Origin of the sequence: Bittarella sp. HCP28S3_D9, from assembly GCF_052065655.1 — a bacterium.
GTDB lineage: Bacteria > Bacillota > Clostridia > Oscillospirales > Ruminococcaceae > Bittarella > Bittarella massiliensis.
In genome coordinates this window covers 121737-141529 of the sequence record NZ_JBQHTP010000003.1, presented here as the reverse complement: position 1 = coordinate 141529, position 19793 = coordinate 121737, and the positions used below count along the sequence as shown (strand labels likewise).

Sequence of the window (19793 nt, the reverse complement as noted above, 5' to 3'; positions counted from 1 at the left end):
CAAAAAAATGAGAAAAAGAGGGATTAAAGGGGAGAAATGACCAGTGCTGAAGGTGGCGCCGCAGGGGGCAGATATGCTATACTGTCTCTACATCCGCAGATGGAAGCCGCCAAGGCGGCCATTGCATGTTTGCCCCACTGGGGAGAAGAGAAGAAGGAGAGCGTATGGAGAAGACACTAGAAGTGCGCCAACTGCGAAAGCGGTACGGCCAGGTAGAGGCGGTCAAGGGCATCAGCTTTGACGTGGGCAAGGGCGAGGTCTTTGCCCTCATCGGCCCCAACGGGGCCGGCAAGACCACCACCATTCGGATGATTGCCACCCTGCTGACCCCCACTGACGGGGACGCGGTGGTGGCCGGACACAGCCTGCGCGCCGAGCCGGAGAAGGTGCGGGAGTCCATCACCTACCTGCCCGACGAGGCGGGGGCCTACAAGTCCATGACCGGGATGGAGTACCTCAAGTTCATGGCGGGGCTGTTTGTGGCCGACCGAGAGCGGGCCAAGGCCTGCGTCGAGTACGCGGTGGAGCGCTGTGGCCTGGGCGAGCGGCTGGGCGACAAGATCGGCACCTATTCCCGGGGAATGACCCGCAAACTGCTCCTCTCCCGGGCGGTGATGACCCGCCCGTCCCTGGCCATCCTCGACGAGCCCACCAGCGGGTTGGACATCATCAACGCCCTGGAGATCCGGCGGATGATCAAGGGGCTGGCCGCCGAGGGGATGAGCTTCCTCCTCTCCAGCCACAACATGTTGGAGATCGAGTTCCTCTCCGACCGGGTGGGGATCATCGACAAGGGCATCCTCCACGTCACCGGCAACTGCGAGGAATTGTTGGAGCGCTATCAGGCGCAAAATCTGGAAGAGGTATTTGAGAGGGCGGTGAGCGGCCGATGAGAAAGTTTTGGATCCTTTTGAAAAAAGAGCTGCGGGAGATGATCACCCTGCAGTCGGTCCTCTCCATCGTCCTCTGCGCGGGCATCTTTGTGCTGCTGGGCAACTTTATGGGCTCGGTCACCGAGGAGGCCGCCAAAAACGCGGGCGAGGTGGCCGTCATCGACCTGGACGACAGCGAGCTGACCCGGTCGCTGCTGGGCGGGCTCGAGCAGTCGGGCTTTGTGGTGCACCGCACCACAAAGGCCTATGAAAACCCCATCGACTACGCCCGGGAACTGGGCCGGCAGAGCGCCATCGTCATCCCCGAGGGGTTTGGCGCGGGGATCCTGGCCGAAAAGCCGGTGGCCCAGAAGATCCAGCTGTACAGCGAGATCAAGAGTGCGGCCATCACCGCCAACATCTCCGCGGGGGTGGACAGCCAGGTGGTGCAGCAGCTGGGGTCGATCCTCTCCCGCACCCTGGTGGAGAAGGCGGGCATCGCCGACCCGGGCCCCATTTTGGAGCCGGTGCAGGCAGAGGACTACACCGCCGTGGGGGAACACACCCAGCAGGTGCCGGCGAGCACGGTGTCCGGCTTTCTCAGCAGCCAGACCATGATGGTCCCCATCATCGTCTTTTTGCTGCTGATGTTCGCCTCGCAGATGGTGGTCTCCACCATCGTCAACGAGAAAAATGACAAGACCCTGGAGACCCTCCTCTCGGCCCCCATCAAGCGCACCAGCATCCTCTCCTCCAAGATGATCGCCGCGGGGCTGGTCTCCCTCCTCAACGCGGCGGTGTTCATGGTGGGCTATTCGGGCTACATGGGCAAGCTGATGGGGGGCAGCGGCCAGAACGCCGCCGGCGAGGTGCTAAAGGCCCTGGGCCTCTCCCTCTCCACCGGGCAGTACCTCCTCATCGGGGTGCAGCTGTTCGCCACCATCCTCACGGCGCTGACCATCTCCATCCTCCTGGGCTCCCTGGCGCAGGACATCAAGGCGGCCCAGACGGCCATCATGCCGGTGATGGTGATGGTGATGATCCCCTACTTCATCTGCCTGCTGGCCGATGTCAACGGGCTGCCCACGGTGGCGCGGTTCCTGGTCTACGCCATCCCCTTCACCCACACCTTCATGGCCATCCCCAACATGATGTTTGGCAATTACCCCCTCTTCTTCTTTGGGCTGGGGTATCAGGTGGTCTTCTTCGCAGTCTGCATGTTCCTGGCTGTGCGCCTCTTTTCCAGCGACAAGATCCTCACCGCCAAGCTGCAGTTTGGCAAGAAAAAGAGCGCGGGCAAGAAACCCGCCTTCGCCGCCCTCGGAAAAAAGAGCGGCCGCTAAAAATCGCCGTAGGCGACAAAAAAGGGCGCTGGACCGTCTGGTCCAGCGCCCTTTTTGCGCGGGAGAGAGGGGGCTACCACTCCAACAGGCAGCCGGCGTAGACCAGCCCGCCGCCAAAGCCCACCAGGCAGATCTTGTCCCCCCGCTTGAGGAGCCCCTCCCTGCTGGCCTCGGCCAGGCAGATGGGGATGCAGGCGCTGGACATGTTGCCGTAGCGGTCGATGTTCAGGTAGAAGCGCTCGAAGGGCAGCCCCAGGTTCTGGGCCGCCGTCTCGAGGATGCGCCGGTTGGCCTGGTGGGGAAAGACCCAGTCCAGCTGTTCCAGCGGCAGCCCCGCCCTCTCGCAGACGGTCTTGACGCAGAGGGGGAGGACGCGGGTGGAGAACTTGTAGACCTCCCGCCCGTTCATGTGCAGGGCATGGCCCGCCGACGGGCCCCAGCCGTCGCCCAGGGGGTCAAAGGGCTGCTGGCGGAAGGGGCTGGCAGGGGCGACGCCCCGGGCAAAGAGATGGCGGCCGCCGCTGGGGTCCGACCCGGCAAAGCTCTCGTAGAGGCCGTCGGCGGCCCGCAGGACCACCGCCCCGGCCCCGTCGCCAAAGAGGACGCAGGTGCCGCGGTCGGAAAAGTCGGTCAGCTTGGTGAGCATCTCGCTGGAAACCACCAGCGCACAGCGGTATTGGCCGCCGGCCAGGTAGTGCTGGGCCAGGTCGACGGCGGCCACAAACCCGGCGCAGGCGGAGTTGACGTCCAGACAGAAGGGGCTGTCGAGCCCCAGCTCCCCCGCCACCAGGCAGGCGGTGGAGGGGGTGAGGTAGTCGCCGGTGACGGTGGAGCAGACCACCAGGTCGATTTCGGCGGGTGCGACCCCGGCGTCCTCCACCGCCTCTCTGGCGGCGCAGGCCGCCATCTGCCAGGTGGCCTTTTCGGTCTCGACCCGGCGGGTCTTGATGCCGGTGCGGGTGGTGATCCACTCGTCGCTGGTGTCCACGATCTGCGCCAGGTCGTCGTTGGTGACCACCCGGTCGGGCAGGTATTTTCCGGTGCCGATGATTTGAATTCCCATGTTGATCGTCCTTTCCGGTCAGTTGTTTTGGCGGTCTAAAGACTCATTTTTTTGAAGAGCAGGGGGATGAAGCCGACGGCGGCAAAGACCATCGTGCCGTAGCGCAGGGCGCCCCCCACGGCCGTCTGGGGCAGGACCAGGGAGAGCCCCCAGTCCAGCAGCCAGAGGAGCAGGGCCCCCAACAGGACCCGCGCCAGCTTTTTGAGTAGGGAGGTCTCGCAGGTGAAGCGGACGGCCGCGTCCTCAAACCAGGCGCCGGCGGCCAGCCCCACAAAGGCGCCGGTGAGCTTGTAAAACGCGGCGCTCCCCTTGGTGGGCCAGGCCAGCAAAAAGAGGGCCGCGGCCGCCACTGTAAAGAGGAGCCAGGGGCGCTTGGTGGTGATGAAGAGCCGGTAGCAGACTTCGGACACCAGCATCGCCAGCAGGAAGCCGGCCACCACGTCGGTGGGCCAGTGCAGCCCCAGGTAGAGCCGGGAGAGGGCCACCGCCACCCCGATCACCACCGCCACCGCCAGCATGGACTTCTGCTTGACGAATTTGTAGATGGAGTAGAGCAGGGTGGCGGCCCCCTGGGTGTGGCCGCTGGGCATAGAGGAGCCGCCGGCAGTCTGGGTGCGCAGGCTGCGGATCCCCGGCTGACCGATGGGCCGCCCCCGGCCGACAAGGGCCTTGACTCCGGCGTTTACCCCCTGGGAGGTGAGGCTGGAAAAGGCCAAAAAGAGCCCCATCTTCTTGTTGTAGCAGTAGTAGATGACCAGGATGGGCACCAGAATGGCCACCGGTTCCCCCAAAACGGTGATGGCGAGGAAGACGTTGTCCAGCAGCGGGGTGGCAAAGCGCTGGATAAAGTGCAGGATCGACAGTTCCAAAAGCGGTTCCCCTTTTCAAAAACAGACTGCTATTATGATACCACAGGGGCGGGGGCTTTTCAAAAAAAGAAAGGGGAAAGATCTGCTCTTTCCCAAATTTCCCCTTTCTGCGCCGGGGGATGTGGTATAATGGCCACAAAGTGGCGATCATGCCGGGGTGGCCGCGCAGGTGCGCAAACGCCGTTTGCTCCCTGCCTCATGCCAAATCCCGCTGCGCGCTCGGCGCTTGTGGCATAGTGGCCACAGTACAGCCGTTATGCCGAAACGGCCGGGCGTCGGATGGATGGGCCGCGGTTGTCCCTGTCCGGCGGTCCGATTTTACCTTGCGATACAATGGCCGCGAATGACCGCGCCGCCGCTCCAGGGCGGTGCGCGCGGCGAGGGGAGGAATCTGCTGTGATGCGTTCGGTGAATTTTTACATGCCGGTCCAGGTGTATTTTGAGAGCGGGTGCGTGCTGCTGCACTCCCAGCAGCTGGCGTCGCTGGGGGACAGGGCGCTGCTGGTCACCGGCAGGAGCGGAGCGGTCAAGAGCGGCGCCCTGGAGGACGTGTGCACCGCCCTGAAGATGCACCGGGTGGAGTGGGAGGTCTTTTCCCAGGTGGGGGAAAACCCCCTTGTCTCCACCTGCAAGCGGGCGGGCGAGGCGGCCCGGGCCTTTGGCGCCGACTTTGTGGTGGGGATCGGGGGCGGTTCGGCCATGGATGCGGCCAAGGCGGCGGCGGTCTTTGCCGCCAACCCCCAACTGGACGAGAGCGCCCTCTACGACAGGGAGTGGCAGGCCCCCGCCCTGCCGGTGGTCTGCGTCCCCACCACCGCCGGCACCTCCAGCGAGCTGGACCAGACGGCGGTGCTGACCATCGACGAGATCGGCCGCAAGCAGAGTGTCGGGCGGGAGGACACCTTCCCCCGCCTGGCCCTCATCGACCCCAAGTACACCTATTCCCTCCCCTACCGGCAGACCGTCTCCACGGCGGTGGACGCCTTCTGCCACGGGGTGGAGAGCTATTTTGCCCAGAATGCCGACGGGGTGAGCCGGATGTTCGCCCTGCGGGGGATCGAGCTGCTCTACGAGGGGCTCTGCCGTCTGGCCGACGCCTGGGAGGACAGCGTCCGGGGCGCGGCGGTGGAGATCCAGCCCCAGCTGCGCGACCAGATCAGCGAGGGCTGCCTCTGTGCCGGGTTCTCCCTCAACCGCTGCGGCACCTGTTTCCCCCACCGGCTGGGCTATCTGCTCACCGAGCGTTACGGCGTCCCCCACGGAACGGCGTCGGGCGCTTTTCTGCCGGCCTTTATCCAGCGGGCCAAGAGCTGTTCGCGGGAGCTGTTCCGCCCCTTCTTAAAGGCCCTGGGCGAGCCGGACGAGCGGGCGGTCTGCCGGCTTTTGCAGCGGTTTTGCCGCACCGGCTGCACCATGACGGCGCAGGAGGTGGAGGGCTGCCGCAGCCGCTTCGAGGCGGTCTCCAACTTTCACCGCACCCCCGGCGGCTACACGGCCGACGAGGCGGTGGAACTGCTCCGGGCCATGTTTGTCAAATAGCAGCTGTCCTTTGGGGCCGGGCGAAATCGCCCGGCTTTTTTTGCGCCTCCCGGCGGACAGCCGCGCAAAAAAAGAACGAAAAAAGGAAGAATTCGTAGAAAATGTAAAACGGGCGTTGTGGACGGAGGGGGGACGGGGCGTTATAATGGGGCAAACGAACAGAGGGGGAAAGCCGGATGGCAGAGAAGAAGACGGCGCGGGAGCCGGGGTGTTTTGGCAAGAATTTGGCGGTGATCCGCGCAGCGCTGCACCTGTCGCAGGAGCAGCTGGGGGAAAAGGTGGGTCTCTCCCGCCAACAGGTTTACCGCTATGAGCAGGGATTGGCCTTTGAACCGCTGCACTCGACGGTGGAGAGGGTGGCGTACTTTGCCGGTGTGAGTCAGGAGCAGCTGACCCACGCCCTTTTGCGGGAGGGGGATATCCATGTCGATGGCAGGTGAGATCCGGCGGGCCGCCCGCCATGTGTACGCCGACGGCCAGGCGCACGAAAACGCCGAGGTCAGGGACGAACTGGCCCGGCGGGGGTTTCCTGTGCCGTCGGACAGCGCGGCCCTGCGCTCGGTGCTGCACCAGATGAAGGGGCAGGGGGAGATCGAGCTGTTGCGGCCGGGAGTCTACCGCCTCGCCGCCGCAATGGAGGGGGACGAGACAGCGCCCGTCACCCCCTTCTCCCTGGAGGAGCTGGCGGCGGAAAAACGGCGGCTGGAGCGGACCATCCAGGAAATCAAGGCCTTTGACTGGCTGCGCTGCAGCGACGCCGAGCTGCAGCGAGCGCGGGAGAAGGCGACCCTGCTGCGGCAGATGGCCGACCTCCTCCGGCGCGCGGACCTGTAAGGCAGACGCCCCGGCAAAGCCGGGGGCCGGAGAAAACCCTGGAAAGACATGATATCGACGGCCTCTCAAGGGGCACTGAGAATTTTCCCACCTGTACCACCTGCCCCACGGCCCGCAAACGGGCTATTGCGCACTGAGAAAACGCTTTGTTCATGTAAATTTCCATTCATTCCAAGCCTCGCTTGCTGCTTGGATCCAAAGTTCCTTTGCACCCGCCGACTTACTCGAGGGCTGTCGGCTGTCGTTTCGCGAAAGGATATCAAGGGAGAAAGAGAGGGTGCTTCGCACAGTGGCGGAGCGCCCTCTCTTATCTAGGCAATCCAGCGGCTACCGGCTTTTGGCGGCGATGCACCGGGTCACAAAAGTGGCGGTGCCTGCGCCGGCTTTGTCCATGCTCTCGGCAAAGCGGGGATCGGCGGCGTACATCTCCCCCAGGCCGGCCAGTATCTCGTCGGTGCAGGGGTAGTAGTGCGCGGTGATAAAGTCCTGCCAGCGCTGCACCGCGGCGGCGGCCTCCGGGCTGTCTGGGGCGGCGCCCTCTGCCATCAGGCGGGAGAAGGCGGCGAAAATCTCCTCCATCTCCGCTGTGAGGGCGGCCCAGTCGTCGGGGGTGTAGGCGGCGGTGCGCCGCTGGCTCTCCCGGTAGGCATCGGTGTCGCCCCAGCGGGCGCGGGCTTCCTCGCGATAGGCCTCTTTGGCCCGATCGATTTTGTCCATTGAAAATTCCTCCAAATTGAGGGAGGCGTCCCCCTCCACCGCCCGGTCCAGCAGGGCCAGCAGCCCGTCCAGCCGCTGCCGCTTGAGCAGCAGCAGTTCCCGCTGGCGGCGCATGGCCTCCTTTCGGTCGTAGGCGGGGTGATCCAGAATGGCGGCGATCTCGCTGAGGGGAAAGTCCAGCTCCCGCAAAAAGAGGATCTCCTGCAGCCGCTCCCGCTCGGCCCGGCCGTAGAGCCGGTAGCCCGCCTCGGTCTTCTGGCCGGGGCGCAGCAGGCCGATGCGGTCGTAGTGGTGCAGCGCGCGCGCCGTGATTCCCGCCTGCCGGGCCACCTGGGCCACCGTCCACAGGGTCTCGTCCTCCATCCCAGATATGCCTCCTCTTTGCTGTTCTGTCTCGACCGGTCTGACTTTAGCATACCCTATGACGTAGGGGCAAGGTCAAGGGGGCAGCGAAAATTTTTGCAAAAACATTTTTGCATCGGCGGGGTGGATTGCGCGGCGGTGGACAGCGGCGGTATAATGGTAAAATAAAAGGGCTTCGGGGCAATTGCCTGGGAGCGGCGAAAGGGGGGGAGAACCAGTGAAGATCGACTGCAGCATTGCCCTGGACATTCTGTCCATGGCCAACCTCTTCATCCTGCTGTTTGGCCTGCGTGGGAGAGAGCGGAGCGACAGGGCCGGCCGCGCCTACTTCCAGATCATTTTGCTGGTATTGGCCTTTTTGTCCCTGGACGTCGCCTATCTGGCCCTCTACGGCCGCCCCTGGGCCCGCGCCGCCATTGCCGCGGTCAAAAGCGCCTACTTTGTGGTAAATGCCGCCATTGTCTGGACCTGGGCGCGCTTTGTGCTGCACACCCTCTTCCCCGGCGCGGCGGGCGGGCACTCCGCCCTCTACACCGCCCTCTTTGCCGCGGACGCGGCCATCGTCCTGGTCAACTGTGTTTGCGGGTGGATGTTCTCCATTTCAGAGGAGGGCACCATCGTCATCGGCTATGTGGCGATGTGGGTGTTCACCCTCTTCAACTACCTCTCCACCGCCGCGGTGATGCTGCTCCTCTATAAAAACCGCAACTGGGTCAAGCGGGAGACCCTTCTCCCCTTTCTTCTCTTCCCCGTCCTCCCCCTCTGCGCGGAACTGGTGCAGATCGCCGTTCGGAGCGTCTCCCTCATCTGCACCTACGCCCTCTCCACCCTCATGCTCTACCAGGTCTCCCAGGGCAGCTTGATCTACACCGACGCCCTCACCGGCCTGGGCAACCGACGGCTGCTGGACGAATACCTGGGCCGCTGGTTTGACGGCGCCGGTTCGGGGAAGGTCTGCGGGGTGATGATCGACTTAGATGGGCTCAAGGACATCAACGACACCCGCGGGCACCTGTGCGGCGACCAGATGCTGGTGCGGATGGCAGAGGTCATCCGCCGGAGTGAGCGCAAGGGGATGGTGGCCACCCGGTACGGGGGCGACGAGTTTGTGGTGGTCTGGCGGGATGGGGAGGAGCGGATAGGCGACCTGCTCCGCCGGCTGGAACAGGCCCGAACGGCCCTCAACGGCCAGTCGTCCGGCGAGGGCGGGCAGCTCTCCTTCAGCACCGGCTCCCTCTGCTGCGAAAGGGGCGGATTGAACGTTGCAGACTTCTTGCGCCGGCTGGACGGGGAGATGTACCGGGGCAAAAACGCCAAAAAACAGGGGGTCTCCCCTTCTGCTGCCGATCCCCCCTGCCCCCAATAAAACAAAAGCAAAAAGAGTGCCGAAGACCGGCACTCTTTTTTGGTTGCAATGGGGATTTATTCGGGCTGCACCAGGGCGATGGAGAGCTCCTCCAACTGGCTGGGGTCCACCGCGTCGGGGGCGCCGCTCATCAGCTCGCTGGCATTTTGCACCTTGGGGAAGGCGATGACGTCGCGGATGGAGGACTTGCCCAGCATCAGCATCACCAGCCGGTCGAGGCCGTAGGCCATGCCGCCGTGGGGGGGGACGCCGTAGGAGAAGGCGTCGATGAGGAAGCCGAAGCGGCGGTGCGCCTCCTCCTCGGTGAAGCCCAGGGCCGCAAACATCCGGTCCTGCAGCGCGGGGTCGGAGATGCGGATGGAGCCGCCGCCCACCTCGCAGCCGTTGAGCACCATGTCGTAGGCGCGGGCCCGGGCGTGGGCGGGGTCGCTCTCGATCTTGTCCACGTCCTCCAAAGCGGGGGCGGTGAAGGGGTGGTGCTTGGCCACGTAGCGGTCCTCCTCCTCGCTGTACTCGAAGAGGGGGAAGTCGGTGACCCAGAGGAAGTCAAAGCGCTCGGGGTCGATGAGGCCGTGTTTCTCGGCCAGTTCGCAGCGCAGGGCGCCCAGGGCGGTCTGCACCGTCTCCTCGCTCTGGTCGGCCACCACCAGCAGCACGTCGCCGGGCTGCAGATCGGCCGCCTGGCGGACAGCCGCCACCTCCTCCTCGGTGAGGAACTTCTCAAAGCTGGAACTGGCGGTGCCGTCCTCCCCCAGCCGGGTGAAGGCGAGGCCCTTGGCCCGATAGGTCTTGACAAAGTCGGTCAGCTTGTCGATCTGCTTGCGGCTCAGTTCGCCGTAGAGGCCCTTGGCGTTGATGGCCATCACCCGGCCGCCGGCCTCCAGTGCGCCGGAGAAGACCTTGAAGGTGCAGTCCTTCAGCGCCCCGCCCAAATCGCACAGCTCCATCCCAAAGCGGGTGTCGGGCTTGTCGCTGCCAAAGCGCTCCATGGCCTCGCGGTAGGGCATCCGCAGGAAGGGGGTCGGGATGTCCCGGCCCAGGATCTCCCGAAAGACGTACTTCATAAAGCCCTCGTTGACCGACATGACGTCGTCCTCCTCGACAAAGGACATCTCCAAATCGATCTGGGTAAACTCGGGCTGCCGGTCGGCCCGCAGGTCCTCATCCCGGAAGCACTTGACCACCTGCATGTAGCGGTCAAAGCCCGAGAGCATCAGCAGCTGCTTGTACATCTGGGGGGACTGGGGCAGGGCGTAAAAGGCGCCGGGGTGCACCCGGCTGGGCACCAGGTAGTCCCGCGCCCCCTCGGGGGTGGACTTGATGAGCATGGGGGTCTCGATCTCCAAAAAGTCGTTGCGGTCAAAGTAGTCCCGCGCGGCCTTGACGATCTTGTGGCGGGCCAGCAGGGGGGCCATCACCTCAGGGCGGCGCAGGTCCAGGTAGCGGTAGCGCAGCCGCACCTCGTCCTTGACGTTGATGGAGTCGTTGATTTCAAAGGGCGGGGTCTTGGCCTTGGCCAGCACCCGCAGCTCGGTGACGTAGATCTCGATGTCGCCGTTTTTCAGGTCGGGGTTCTTGCTCTCCCGCTCCCGCACGGTGCCGGTGACGGCCAGCACAAACTCCGCCCGGGCGGAGAAGGCCTTTTCAAAGATGTCGCGGTCGGTGCCGTCGTCAAAGGCCAGCTGGACGATACCGGTGCGGTCGCGCAGGTCGATAAAGATCAGGTTGCCCAGGTCTCTCTGTTTCTGCACCCAGCCGCAGACTTTTGCCTGCTGGCCGATCTGGGCGGCGGTGACTTCGCCGCAGTAACTGGTCCTCTTAAAGCCGTGAATGGTCTCCATCAGCAATTCCTCCTATTTTTCACACAGCAGGGCGGACAGGGCCTCCAGGGTGGTCTCCTCCACCTGGCCGTCGTCCATCCGCTTCAGTTTGATCTGCCCGGTCTTGACCTCGTCGTCCCCCAACACCACCGTGTAGCGGGCGCCCAGCTTGTCGGCGTACTTCATCTGCGCCTTCAGGCTGCGGCCCTGCACGTCGCTCTCGGCGTGCAGCCCGGCCCGGCGCAGTCGCAGAGCCAGTTTCTGCGCCTCCACCGAGGCGCCCTGGCCGATGGAGGCCAGGAAGATGTCGCAGGCGGGGGGCGCGCCCAGGGAGGCGCCGTCCTGCTCCATCACCGCCAGCAGCCGCTGCAGCCCCACCGCAAAGCCGATGGCCGGGGTGGAGGGGCCGCCCAGGGTCTCCAGCAGGCCGTCGTAGCGGCCGCCGCCGCAGACGGTGCCCTGGGCGCCGATGGAGGTGGAGACAAACTCAAAGACCGTCTTGGTGTAGTAGTCCAGCCCGCGGACGATCTGGGGGTTGACGGTGAAGGGGATGCCCATGGCCGTCAGCCGCTCCTTGAGGGAGGCGAAGTGGTCGGCGCACTCGTCGCAGAGGTTGTCGATTCCCAGCGGCGCGCCCTTGGCCACCTCTTTGCAGCTGTCGTTTTTGCAGTCGAGGATGCGCAGGGGGTTTTTCTCCAGCCGCTCCCGGCAGGTGGGACAGAGGGAGTCGATGTGCTGGGCGAAATAGGCCCGCAGCTTTTCGTGGTAGGCGGGCCGGCAGTGGGGGCAGCCGATGGAGTTGAGCTCCAGGGCGATGTCGGAGATGCTCAGGGTGGTGAAGATGTCGGCCACCAGGGCGATCACCTCGGCGTCCACCGCCGGGTCCTGGCTGCCGAACACCTCGGCCCCGAACTGGCGAAACTCGCGGAAGCGGCCCGCCTGGGGCTTTTCGTAGCGAAAACAGCTGATGAGATAGCTCAGTTTCAGGGGCAGGGGGTTGTTGAGCAGGCCGTGTTCCAGCACGCAGCGGGCGACCCCGGCGGTCCCCTCCGGCCGCAGGGTGATGGAGCGCCCCCCCTTGTCAGTGAAGGTGTACATCTCCTTTTGTACGATGTCGGTGGTGTCGCCCACCCCCCGGTCGAAGAGGCCGGTGTGCTCAAAGGTGGGAGTGCGCACTTCCGAAAAGCCGTAGCGGCGGGCCAGGTCCATCAGCTTGCCCTCGATGAAGTGCCACTTGTAACTCTCCTGTGGCAGCACGTCCTGGGTGCCGCGGGGGGCGGTGGTGATCAGTTTTGCCATGTTGGTTTCCTTCCTTTCTCTCGGGCGGTTTGATGGGGGCGAACAAAAATAAAAAGAACCCCATCCCCAAAGGGACGAGGTTCGTACTCGCGGTGCCACCCTTGTTGGAGGGGACGCTGTGCGCCCTCTCCCACTCAAGACCCGGTAACGGGGGTCAAACGGGACCCCCTCTCGCCGCGGGCGATTGCGGGGGACCGGCTCCCAGGACGTCGTTCAGCGCGGCGGCCCGGTCCCCCTTGCAGCCGATGGGGGGACTCTCTCGGCGGGCGTGATCGCGCCTACTGCTCCTGTTCGCAGCCATTTTTCTGTCGGTTTTCAGTATAATCCAAACCCCGCAAAAGCACAAGGCCCCGGGGCAAAAAAAGCGGTCTCTCGGCGGGAAAAGCCTATTTGGGGTTGACGATGTTGCGCCAATCCAAGTCGCCCCGGTCCAGGCCGTGGATCAGCACCTCGGCGGTGGCCATGTTGGTGGCGACCGGGATGTTGTGCACGTCGCAGAGCCGGAAGAGGTTGTCGTCCCCCTCCCTGTTCTTGCGCTGGGTGATGGAGTCGCGGAAGAACAGCACCAGGTCGATCTCGTTGGAGGCGACCAGCGCCGCGATCTGCTGCTGGCCCCCCTGGGCCCCGGCCAGATACTTTTGGATGGGCAGGCCGGTGGCCTCTGCCACCAGGCGGCCGGTGGTGCCGGTGGCGCAGATGTTGTGGCGGCTCAAGATTCCGCAGTAGGCGATACAGAACTGAACCATCAGTTCTTTTTTGGAGTCGTTGGCGATGAGCGCTATGTTCAAAGTAGACCCTCCCGTCTAATTATTCTCTACTGTACTGCCAGGGGAACCTGCTCCCCCTCCAACCGCCTGGCGATGTTTGCAAAGGCGGTGGCGGCTTCCCCTTCCGGCAGGGCGCGGCCGGACACGGCCGCCAGGTGCAGGGCGGTGCTCTCGGGCAACACCCCCAACAGCCGGGCCCCCACGGTGTCGATGACCTCGTCCAGGTCGGAGATGGGGCCCCGCGCCACGGCCTTGGCGTCCACCCGGTTGATGATGAGGCGGCGGCGGGTGATGCCCGCCTCTGCCAGCAGGTCGCAGACCACACCCCCGTCCCGCGCGGAAATGGGGTCGGGGGTGGCGACGATCAGCGCCGAGCGGGCGGCGGTACAGCCCACCTTGAAGCCGTAGCCGATGCCTGCGGGCGCGTCCAAAAAGGTGTAGTCGTAAAACCGGTCCAGCCCCTGGCAGAGCCAGGCCAGCCGGTGGGGCTCGATGCGGTCCTCCGGGGAGAAGGGGGCGCAGAGAAGTTGCAGGTTTTTGCAGAGGGGGGAGGAGACGATGGCCTCGCTGGGCTTGACCCGGCCGGCCGTCACGTCCCCCAGGTGGTAGACCGTCTGCTCGGAGATGCCGGCGATCACGTCCAAAGAGCGCAGACCGGTGTCCAGCTCGATGATGAGGACCTTTCGCCCCCGCAGGGCGAGGGTCAACCCGGTGTAAAACGAGACGGTGGATTTCCCCACCCCGCCCTTGCCGGAGGTGACCAGCATCAGTTCTCCCATCGCTTCCCTGTCCTTTTTGCCTTAAAATTATGGCTTTTGCCCAATTTTTTCAAGAAAAGCCCTATTAGCATTGTAGCATAGCGAAATTGGTTCCGTCAAATTTTTCTGCGCGCCCCCTGGAAAAGGGGACCGCCTGCCAAACCCCGGTCAGCCCTGGGGCTGCTGGGTGTCGGCGGTAGGGGCCTCCTCCTGCCCGCTGTCGGCGGCGCTTTCCTCCTGCGGGGGGAAGAAGTAGGCGTTCATGATGTCCCGCGCCAGGGTGGGCAGATAGACGCTGTCGCCGCCGTGCTCGATGATGATGCAGACGGCGATTTCGGGGTCGCCCACCGGCCCGAAGCAGATGAACACGGCGTTGGGGCTGCCGCCGGGCACCTGGGGGGTGCCGGTCTTGGCGCCCACCGTGTAGGTGTAGTTGGCAAAGCCGGAGCGGCCGCTGCCCACCCTCGCCACGGCCACCATCCCGGCCTCAACGGCGGCAAAGTCCTCCTCTGAGACGTCCACCTTGGTGGACTGAACGGGGGTCTCGTAGACCGTTTCGCTGCCGTCGTGCCGCTCAATGCTCTTGACCACGTGGGGGGTGTAGTGGGTGCCGTGGTTGGCGATGGTGGCGGCGTAGTTGGCCAGCTGCAGCGGGGTGACGGTGGTGTAGCCCTGGCCGATGCCGGCCTGGATCACGTCGCCCGGGCCCCACTTCTCGGTGGGGTTGAGCTGGGATTTGACGTCGGGGCTGGAGATCTGGCCGGAGGATTCGGCCAACTCGACCCCGGTCTTGACCCCCAGGCCCAGCTGGTTGGCGATCTTGCCGATGGGGTCGATCCCCACCCGGCGGGCCACGTCGTAAAAGTAGATGTTGCAGGAGACCTGCAGCGCCCTCGTCAGGCTGATGTTCCCGTGGGTGCCGAGGCACTGGGGCTGGTAGTCGCTGTAGTAGGTGTAGGTGTGCCCGCAGTAGACGGTGGAGGAGGGGGTGATGATCCCCTCGCTGAGCCCTGCCAGGGCCACCGCGGGCTTGAAGACCGAGCCGGGGGTGTAGGTGCCCTTAAAGGCCCGGTTGTAGAGAGGGCGGCGGCTGTCCTCCAGCAGTTCGGTGTAGTTTTTTTGAAAGGTGTTCACGTCGTAGGTGGGGGAGTTGACGGCCGCCAGGATCTCGCCGGTGCGGGTGTCGATGACCACGGCGGTGCCGGCGTTGGCGTCCCGCCCCTTGTCCACCCCCTTGGTGGCGGCGATCTCCTTGATTTTGGCGTCCAGCAATTCCTGCACGGTGGCCTGCAGCCGGGCGTCGATGGTAAGGCGGACGGTGTTGCCGGCCACCGGCTGCTGCACCTCCTCCACCGAGAGGATGTTGCCCTGTTTGTCACGGGAGACCTGAGTTTTGCCCGGGGTGCCCTTTAAATAGGATTCGTAGAGCTTTTCAATGCCGTCTTTGCCCACGGTGGCGTTGAGCTTGTACCCCTGCTGGGAGAGCTCGGTGTACTCCTCGGCGGAGATGGGGCCGATGTAGCCCAGCAGGTGGGGGGCCAGGGTGCCGCCCGGGTATTCCCGCACCGTGTCCTCGACGATGTCCACCCCGGGGTAGGTGACGTTTTTCTCCTGCACCATGGTGACGGTGGTCATGGACACGTCCTCGGCAAAGGTGTAGGGGGTGCCGTTGGAGTAGCCCCGCTCCACCATCTCGTAGCGCACCCCGGCGATCTTGCGGGCGGTGGCCCGGTCGTACTCCTGCAGGTCGTAGGTGTCGATGAGTTTGTCCATCACGTTCTCGGCGGTGGCGTAGACGTTGAGGTTGTTCTGCCGCTTGACCTTGGCGATGGTGGCCTCCACCTTCTCCTCGGAGGGTTCATCCTCCCCGTCGGGCACCTGGTAGGGGGCAAAGGCGAAGGGCTCGGTGAGGGTGATGGGGAGGGTGTCGTTCCAGCTGTCGCCGTTTTGCTCCAAGATCTCGATCATGGCGAGGATGGTGGCGTTGAGCTGGTCGGCGGGCAGGTAGAGGCGGTTGAACTGCACGTTGAAGCACATGCGGTTGCGCGCCAAGGCCACGCCGTTGCGGTCGACGATCTCCCCCCGCGCCGCCTCGGTGGTGTTGGTGTAGACCGAGGTGGAGCGGTTGAGCTCGGCGTACTCCGCCCCCTTGACGATCTGGGTCTTAAACAGGGAGACCGAAAAGAGCCCCCCCACGAGAAGAATGAGGATGGCCAGGTAAAAGAGACGGTTTTTCAGCAGGTTTCGCAAGGAAGGTCCCTCCTTTTGGCGCGCCCGGCGGGCAGGCGGGGCTTACTCCTCCACGGCGTAGCGGCGGGCGATCCGCCGGGCCAGCCAGAAGAGGGGCGGGCAGTAGACCAGGGTGTACCCGGCCATGGGCAGCAGGGTGTGCAGCAGCAGGTAGAGGCTGCCCCCCTGGTAGAAGATCAAGAAGTTGAAGAGGTAGTCCAGCCCCACCGCCACCAGCAGGGCGACGGCGCAGGCGAGGGTGAAGTTGACGGTGTTCTGCCGGATCCAGAAGAGGAAGCAGAAGCTGACCGCCACGCAGAGGACGCAGAGGATGATCCCGAAAAAGCCCGAGATGCGGGAGGCGGACAGGTCCCACATCAACCCGGCCAGGGTGCCGAAGATGGCGCCCGCCAGCTCGTTTTCGAGGACGGCCACCGCCAGGCAGACCGGCACTACCAGCACCGGCTGGATGGAGCCGATGGCCAGCAGCCCCGGTGTGGTCTGCACGATGTAGCAGAAAAAGAGCAGCAGGGCGTAAAAGAGCCACTTGAGAAAGCGCTCTTTCCCCTTTTTGGTGGGCATCTCTCGCCCCCCTTTCCCTTCACAAATCGGTGTTCTTGCAGGCGGTTTTGCCCGGCGGCATCAGTAGGCTTTGACCACCATCACCGAGGTCACCTCCGACGCGTTCACCGCCGGCTGCACCACCGCGTATTTGGAGATGCCGGAGGACTCCATCTGCACCTCCAGCACGGTGCCGATGAGCAGGTCGGCCGGATAGGTGCCCCCCAAATCGGAACTCATCACCAGCTCGCCCGCCTTCACCTCCGAGGTGGGGGCCAGGTAGCGCAGCTTGGTCTTCCCCTCCTGGGCGAGGGCCACGTCCCCCTCCACCATGCCGGGGTCCCGGCTGGCGGTGGCGGTGGCCCCCACCTTGAAGGCCGGGTCCAGCAGGGTGGTGACCACCGCGTAGTTGGGCCCCACCTCGCTGATGATCCCCACCATCCCCGCCTGGGTGATGACCGGGTCCTGCAGGGCAATGCCCTGGTCGCTGCCCCGATCGATTTTAAAGGAGTAGAAGCGGCTGCCGGAATCCCGGGCGATGACGCTGGCCGCCTCCATCTCAAAGGTGGGGTGCGCCTCCTGGATCTGCAGCATCTCCCGATAGGTCTCGTTCTCGCTCTTGTAGCGGTCCAGGTCGGCCAGCTGCCCCTGCAGCTGGCGCACCTGTTGCTGCAGCTGGGTGTTCTCCTCCAGCAGCTCGTCGGCCAGGGTCAGCCGGTCAAAGAAGCCGCCGAACCAGCCGGTCACCGCAGAGGAGACGGCCTGAAAGGGGGTGGAGACAAAGCCGATGGCCTTGCTCGCCACCGAGCTGAGGGTGCCGCTGTAAGCGGCCTGGATCATAAAGCCCAACAGAAGGGCCAAAACGCAGAGGATTACCTTGAAGCGGGTGGTCTTGAAGAAGTCACGCATGGCCTTCCCTCCTACCGACAGGTTGTGGAAAACGGTCTAAAATAGGCGGGCCGACGGCGGGCGCTCGTCGCCCTGGCCGCCATTTCCCGCCTATCCGTTTACATGGGTTGCCGGATCGCCGATCCGTGGCGGCCCCTTCCCTCAAAGGGGGCGCGCCCGATCAGTAGCTGCTGTCGCCGTCGTCGGACAGCACTTCTTTGAGCAGATCCAGGTTTTCCAGCACCTTGCCGGTCCCCTCGGCCACGCAGTCCAGGGGGTTCTCGGCAATGTGCACCGGCATCCCGGTCTCCCGGGTCACCAGTTCGTCCAGCCCCCGCAGCAGCGCGCCGCCGCCGGTCAGGGTGATGCCGTGGTCGATGATGTCAGAGGCCAACTCGGGAGGGGTCTTTTCCAGGGTGGTCTTGATGGCGTCCACCACCTCCTGCAGGGGGGCGGCCAGGGCCTCGCGCACCTCTTTGGCGCTCAGGGAGATGTTCTTGGGCAGCCCGTCGGCCAGGTCGCGGCCCTTGATCTCCACCTCGCCCTCGCCCTCGTAGGAGGAGGCCGAGCCGATCTCGATTTTGATCATCTCGGCGGTGCGCTCGCCGATGAGCAGGTTGTAGGCCCGCTTGACGTAGTTGATGATGGAGGAGTCGAACTCGTCCCCGCCCACCCGGACGGATTTGGCCGAGACGATGCCCCCCAGGGAGATGACGGCCACCTCGCTGGTGCCGCCGCCGATGTCCACCACCATGCTGCCTATGGCCTCGGCCACGGGCAGCCCGCCGCCGAGGGCGCCCGCCATGGGCTCCTCGATCACCGACACCTGCTTGGCGCCGGCCTTGAGGGCGGCTTCCCGCACGGCGCGGCGCTCCACTGCGGTGACCCCGGAGGGGATGCAGATGATGATGCGGGGGCGGGCGAACATCTTGCCGTTAAAGACCTTTTTGATGAAGATCTGCAGCATGCTGGTGGTGATGTCAAAGTCGGCGATGACGCCGTCTTTGAGGGGGCGCACGGCCACAATGGAGCCGGGGGTCCGGCCGATGACGTCTTTGGCCTCCTGCCCGACGAAGCGGACGGTGTCGGTCTTTTTGTCCACGGCGACCACCGAGGGCTCCCGCATGATGATCCCCTTGCCCCGCATGAAGACGAGGGTGTTGGCGGTGCCCAGGTCGATGCCGATATCGCGTGAAAACATGGAAATACCCCTTTCAAAGCGCGCGCCGAAGAGTGCGGGCGAGCGCCTGATGTTGTCAAAAAAATTGGTTCCCCCTGCCAAAATGCAGGCAGGCCATATCTTTTCCTATTATAAACGCTGGCCGGGCAAACCTCAACTGGATTTTATGAAGATTTTCCAACAATTTGGCCCTGCCGGCCCCTTTTTCCCAGAGAGAATGCCCCGGTTGGGTAGCCGGCAAGCGGCCGGGGGCAAAAATCTGCTTATTTTGGCGCAGGCAGCTCCTGCAGCGCCTGGCAGAGGTGAGCCACCGGCAGCCCCAGCACGGTGAAGTAGTCCCCCTCCACCCGCTGGCAAAAGGCCGCCGCCGCCCCCTGGATGCCGTAGGCCCCGGCCTTGTCAAAGGGCTCGCCGGTGGCCAGGTAGCGCTCGATCTCCCAGTCGGCCAGGGGGCGGAAGGTCACCCGGCAGCTCTCCACAAACGAGCGGCCCTCCCCCTGTTGCAGCAGGCAGACCCCGGTGTGCACCCAGTGGTCCCGCCCCGAGAGGGCGCGCAGCATGGCGCGGGCCCCCTCCTCGCCGTGGGGTTTGCCCAGGGCCCTGCCGTCGAGGTCCACCAGGGTGTCGCAGCCCAAGACGGTGTGGCCGCCCCCCAGCTCGTCCAGCACCGCCTGGGCCTTGATGCGGGCCAGGTGGGCCACCGCCTCCCGCGGGGGCATGGGGCGGGGCAGGGTCTCGTCGGCCCCGCTGACGCGGATGACAAAGTCGTCAGTGATCAGGTGCAGGTACTCCTGCCGCCGGGGCGAGGAGGAGGCCAGCACCAGGTGCAGGTGTTTGCAGTCGTACATCCCGTTTCCCCCTCTCACAGCGCCCTAGCGCTTTCCGGTGGAGCCGAAGCGCCCCTCGCCCCGGCCGGTGGCCGCCAGCTCCTCCACCTCCTGGATGGAGGGGGTGAAGATGGGGGTCAGCACCAGCTGGGCGATGCGGTCCCCGTGGCGGACGGTGTAGGGGGCGTCAAAGGTGTTTTGCAGCGAGACCAGCAGCTCACCGGTGTAGTCGGCGTCGATGACCCCCACGCAGTTGGTGGGCACCACCCCGTGGCGGACGGCCAGCCCGCTGCGGGCGTAGATGAGCCCCACCATCTGGCCGTGGGGCATCCCCACGGCGATCCCGGTGGGGAAGATGTGGGCCTGGCCGGGCGCAAGGGTGATCTCCCCCTCCTCGGGCAGGCAGGCGCACAGGTCGTACCCGGCGCTGGATTCGGTGGCGCGGCGGGGGAGGTTTGCCCCCTCCCGCAGCCGTTTGATCTGCAACTTGTCCAATGG

19 protein-coding genes are annotated in these 19793 nt (G+C 64.9%); 6 read left to right on the top strand and 13 right to left on the bottom strand.

What is annotated here, in order from left to right; translation table 11 throughout:
• The first annotated feature begins 164 nt into the window (after nucleotides 1-164).
• Together ACTNAU_RS03455 and ACTNAU_RS03450 are read left to right on the top strand one after the other, a co-directional pair.
• On the top strand, nucleotides 165-893 hold the full coding sequence (locus tag ACTNAU_RS03455; protein WP_185915382.1) for an ABC transporter ATP-binding protein: 729 nt from the start codon (nucleotides 165-167) through the stop codon (nucleotides 891-893).
• Nucleotides 890-2215, top strand: a complete 1326-nt coding sequence (locus ACTNAU_RS03450; RefSeq protein WP_441097546.1) for an ABC transporter permease — start codon at nucleotides 890-892, stop codon at nucleotides 2213-2215. Before ACTNAU_RS03455 ends, ACTNAU_RS03450 begins: the two co-directional genes overlap by 4 nt.
• A gap of 73 nt (nucleotides 2216-2288) precedes the next feature.
• Here the strand turns inward: ACTNAU_RS03450 and ACTNAU_RS03445 are convergent, their stop codons facing one another.
• Together ACTNAU_RS03445 and ACTNAU_RS03440 are read right to left on the bottom strand one after the other, a co-directional pair.
• Entirely contained in the window at nucleotides 2289-3278 is a 990-nt protein-coding gene (locus tag ACTNAU_RS03445; protein ID WP_216400659.1) for a 3-oxoacyl-ACP synthase III family protein, read from the bottom strand.
• 35 nt (nucleotides 3279-3313) lie between these two features.
• Nucleotides 3314-4147, bottom strand: a complete 834-nt coding sequence (locus ACTNAU_RS03440; RefSeq protein ID WP_441097545.1) for a phosphatase PAP2 family protein — start codon at nucleotides 4145-4147, stop codon at nucleotides 3314-3316.
• Between the two features lie 399 nt (nucleotides 4148-4546).
• On the opposite strand from ACTNAU_RS03440, the gene ACTNAU_RS03435 reads away from it, so the two are divergent.
• The 3 genes from ACTNAU_RS03435 to ACTNAU_RS03425 all read left to right on the top strand — a co-directional run bounded on the left by ACTNAU_RS03435 (nucleotide 4547) and on the right by ACTNAU_RS03425 (nucleotide 6520).
• The gene (locus tag ACTNAU_RS03435; RefSeq protein WP_441097583.1) at nucleotides 4547-5686 is read left to right on the top strand and encodes an iron-containing alcohol dehydrogenase; all 1140 of its coding nucleotides are present in this window, start codon (nucleotides 4547-4549) and stop codon (nucleotides 5684-5686) included.
• 176 nt (nucleotides 5687-5862) lie between these two features.
• The gene (locus tag ACTNAU_RS03430) at nucleotides 5863-6126 is read left to right on the top strand and encodes a helix-turn-helix transcriptional regulator (protein ID WP_441097544.1); all 264 of its coding nucleotides are present in this window, start codon (nucleotides 5863-5865) and stop codon (nucleotides 6124-6126) included.
• Nucleotides 6116-6520: a hypothetical protein gene (locus ACTNAU_RS03425; protein ID WP_441097543.1), complete on the top strand. Its 405-nt coding sequence runs from the start codon at nucleotides 6116-6118 to the stop codon at nucleotides 6518-6520. Before ACTNAU_RS03430 ends, ACTNAU_RS03425 begins: the two co-directional genes overlap by 11 nt.
• 327 nt (nucleotides 6521-6847) lie before the next feature.
• On the opposite strand, the gene ACTNAU_RS03420 is transcribed toward ACTNAU_RS03425, so the two are convergent.
• The gene (locus tag ACTNAU_RS03420) at nucleotides 6848-7600 is read right to left on the bottom strand and encodes a MerR family transcriptional regulator (RefSeq protein WP_441097542.1); all 753 of its coding nucleotides are present in this window, start codon (nucleotides 7598-7600) and stop codon (nucleotides 6848-6850) included.
• A gap of 217 nt (nucleotides 7601-7817) precedes the next feature.
• On the opposite strand from ACTNAU_RS03420, the gene ACTNAU_RS03415 reads away from it, so the two are divergent.
• Nucleotides 7818-8966: a diguanylate cyclase domain-containing protein gene (locus tag ACTNAU_RS03415; protein ID WP_441097541.1), complete on the top strand. Its 1149-nt coding sequence runs from the start codon at nucleotides 7818-7820 to the stop codon at nucleotides 8964-8966.
• 56 nt (nucleotides 8967-9022) lie between these two features.
• Here ACTNAU_RS03415 and aspS read toward each other — a convergent pair whose 3' ends face one another.
• From aspS to dut, 10 genes are all read right to left on the bottom strand, one after another.
• The gene (gene aspS / locus ACTNAU_RS03410; protein ID WP_441097540.1) at nucleotides 9023-10807 is read right to left on the bottom strand and encodes an aspartate--tRNA ligase; all 1785 of its coding nucleotides are present in this window, start codon (nucleotides 10805-10807) and stop codon (nucleotides 9023-9025) included.
• A 12-nt stretch (nucleotides 10808-10819) separates the two neighbouring features.
• A complete protein-coding gene (gene hisS, locus ACTNAU_RS03405) occupies nucleotides 10820-12076 on the bottom strand; it encodes a histidine--tRNA ligase (protein WP_441097582.1) in 1257 nt (418 codons plus the stop codon).
• A gap of 395 nt (nucleotides 12077-12471) precedes the next feature.
• Complete coding sequence (locus ACTNAU_RS03400) at nucleotides 12472-12873, bottom strand: methylglyoxal synthase (protein ID WP_185915391.1); 402 nt, start codon at nucleotides 12871-12873, stop codon at nucleotides 12472-12474.
• A 26-nt stretch (nucleotides 12874-12899) separates the two neighbouring features.
• A complete protein-coding gene (locus tag ACTNAU_RS03395; RefSeq protein WP_185915392.1) occupies nucleotides 12900-13631 on the bottom strand; it encodes a nucleotide-binding protein in 732 nt (243 codons plus the stop codon).
• A gap of 147 nt (nucleotides 13632-13778) precedes the next feature.
• Complete coding sequence (locus ACTNAU_RS03390) at nucleotides 13779-15860, bottom strand: penicillin-binding transpeptidase domain-containing protein (RefSeq protein WP_185915393.1); 2082 nt, start codon at nucleotides 15858-15860, stop codon at nucleotides 13779-13781.
• A 42-nt stretch (nucleotides 15861-15902) separates the two neighbouring features.
• Nucleotides 15903-16421, bottom strand: a complete 519-nt coding sequence (locus ACTNAU_RS03385; protein WP_441097539.1) for a hypothetical protein — start codon at nucleotides 16419-16421, stop codon at nucleotides 15903-15905.
• Between the two features lie 60 nt (nucleotides 16422-16481).
• The gene (gene mreC / locus ACTNAU_RS03380) at nucleotides 16482-17309 is read right to left on the bottom strand and encodes a rod shape-determining protein MreC (RefSeq protein ID WP_185915395.1); all 828 of its coding nucleotides are present in this window, start codon (nucleotides 17307-17309) and stop codon (nucleotides 16482-16484) included.
• Between the two features lie 160 nt (nucleotides 17310-17469).
• Nucleotides 17470-18489 (bottom strand): rod shape-determining protein, encoded by a 1020-nt coding sequence (locus ACTNAU_RS03375; protein WP_441097538.1) that lies wholly within the window; start codon nucleotides 18487-18489, stop codon nucleotides 17470-17472.
• A 242-nt stretch (nucleotides 18490-18731) separates the two neighbouring features.
• A complete protein-coding gene (locus tag ACTNAU_RS03370; RefSeq protein WP_441097537.1) occupies nucleotides 18732-19316 on the bottom strand; it encodes a Maf family protein in 585 nt (194 codons plus the stop codon).
• A 24-nt stretch (nucleotides 19317-19340) separates the two neighbouring features.
• Nucleotides 19341-19790 carry a dUTP diphosphatase gene (gene dut, locus ACTNAU_RS03365; RefSeq protein WP_441097536.1) on the bottom strand — a complete coding sequence of 150 codons (450 nt, stop codon included), beginning with the start codon at nucleotides 19788-19790 and terminating at the stop codon, nucleotides 19341-19343.
• Between the last annotated feature and the right edge of the window lie 3 nt (nucleotides 19791-19793).

What these genes read in the sequence shown, in the direction of transcription:
- ACTNAU_RS03455 (WP_185915382.1), top strand. Translation starts at nt 165, where the DNA reads ATGGAGAAGACACTAGAAGTGCGCCAACTGCGAAAGCGGTACGGCCAG.
- ACTNAU_RS03450 (WP_441097546.1), top strand. Translation starts at nt 890, where the DNA reads ATGAGAAAGTTTTGGATCCTTTTGAAAAAAGAGCTGCGGGAGATGATC.
- ACTNAU_RS03445 (WP_216400659.1), bottom strand. Translation starts at nt 3,278, where the DNA reads ATGGGAATTCAAATCATCGGCACCGGAAAATACCTGCCCGACCGGGTG.
- ACTNAU_RS03435 (WP_441097583.1), top strand. Translation starts at nt 4,547, where the DNA reads ATGCGTTCGGTGAATTTTTACATGCCGGTCCAGGTGTATTTTGAGAGC.
- ACTNAU_RS03430 (WP_441097544.1), top strand. Translation starts at nt 5,863, where the DNA reads ATGGCAGAGAAGAAGACGGCGCGGGAGCCGGGGTGTTTTGGCAAGAAT.
- ACTNAU_RS03425 (WP_441097543.1), top strand. Translation starts at nt 6,116, where the DNA reads ATGGCAGGTGAGATCCGGCGGGCCGCCCGCCATGTGTACGCCGACGGC.
- ACTNAU_RS03420 (WP_441097542.1), bottom strand. Translation starts at nt 7,600, where the DNA reads ATGGAGGACGAGACCCTGTGGACGGTGGCCCAGGTGGCCCGGCAGGCG.
- aspS (WP_441097540.1), bottom strand. Translation starts at nt 10,807, where the DNA reads ATGGAGACCATTCACGGCTTTAAGAGGACCAGTTACTGCGGCGAAGTC.
- ACTNAU_RS03395 (WP_185915392.1), bottom strand. Translation starts at nt 13,631, where the DNA reads ATGGGAGAACTGATGCTGGTCACCTCCGGCAAGGGCGGGGTGGGGAAA.
- ACTNAU_RS03385 (WP_441097539.1), bottom strand. Translation starts at nt 16,421, where the DNA reads ATGCCCACCAAAAAGGGGAAAGAGCGCTTTCTCAAGTGGCTCTTTTAC.
- mreC (WP_185915395.1), bottom strand. Translation starts at nt 17,309, where the DNA reads ATGCGTGACTTCTTCAAGACCACCCGCTTCAAGGTAATCCTCTGCGTT.
- ACTNAU_RS03375 (WP_441097538.1), bottom strand. Translation starts at nt 18,489, where the DNA reads ATGTTTTCACGCGATATCGGCATCGACCTGGGCACCGCCAACACCCTC.
- ACTNAU_RS03370 (WP_441097537.1), bottom strand. Translation starts at nt 19,316, where the DNA reads ATGTACGACTGCAAACACCTGCACCTGGTGCTGGCCTCCTCCTCGCCC.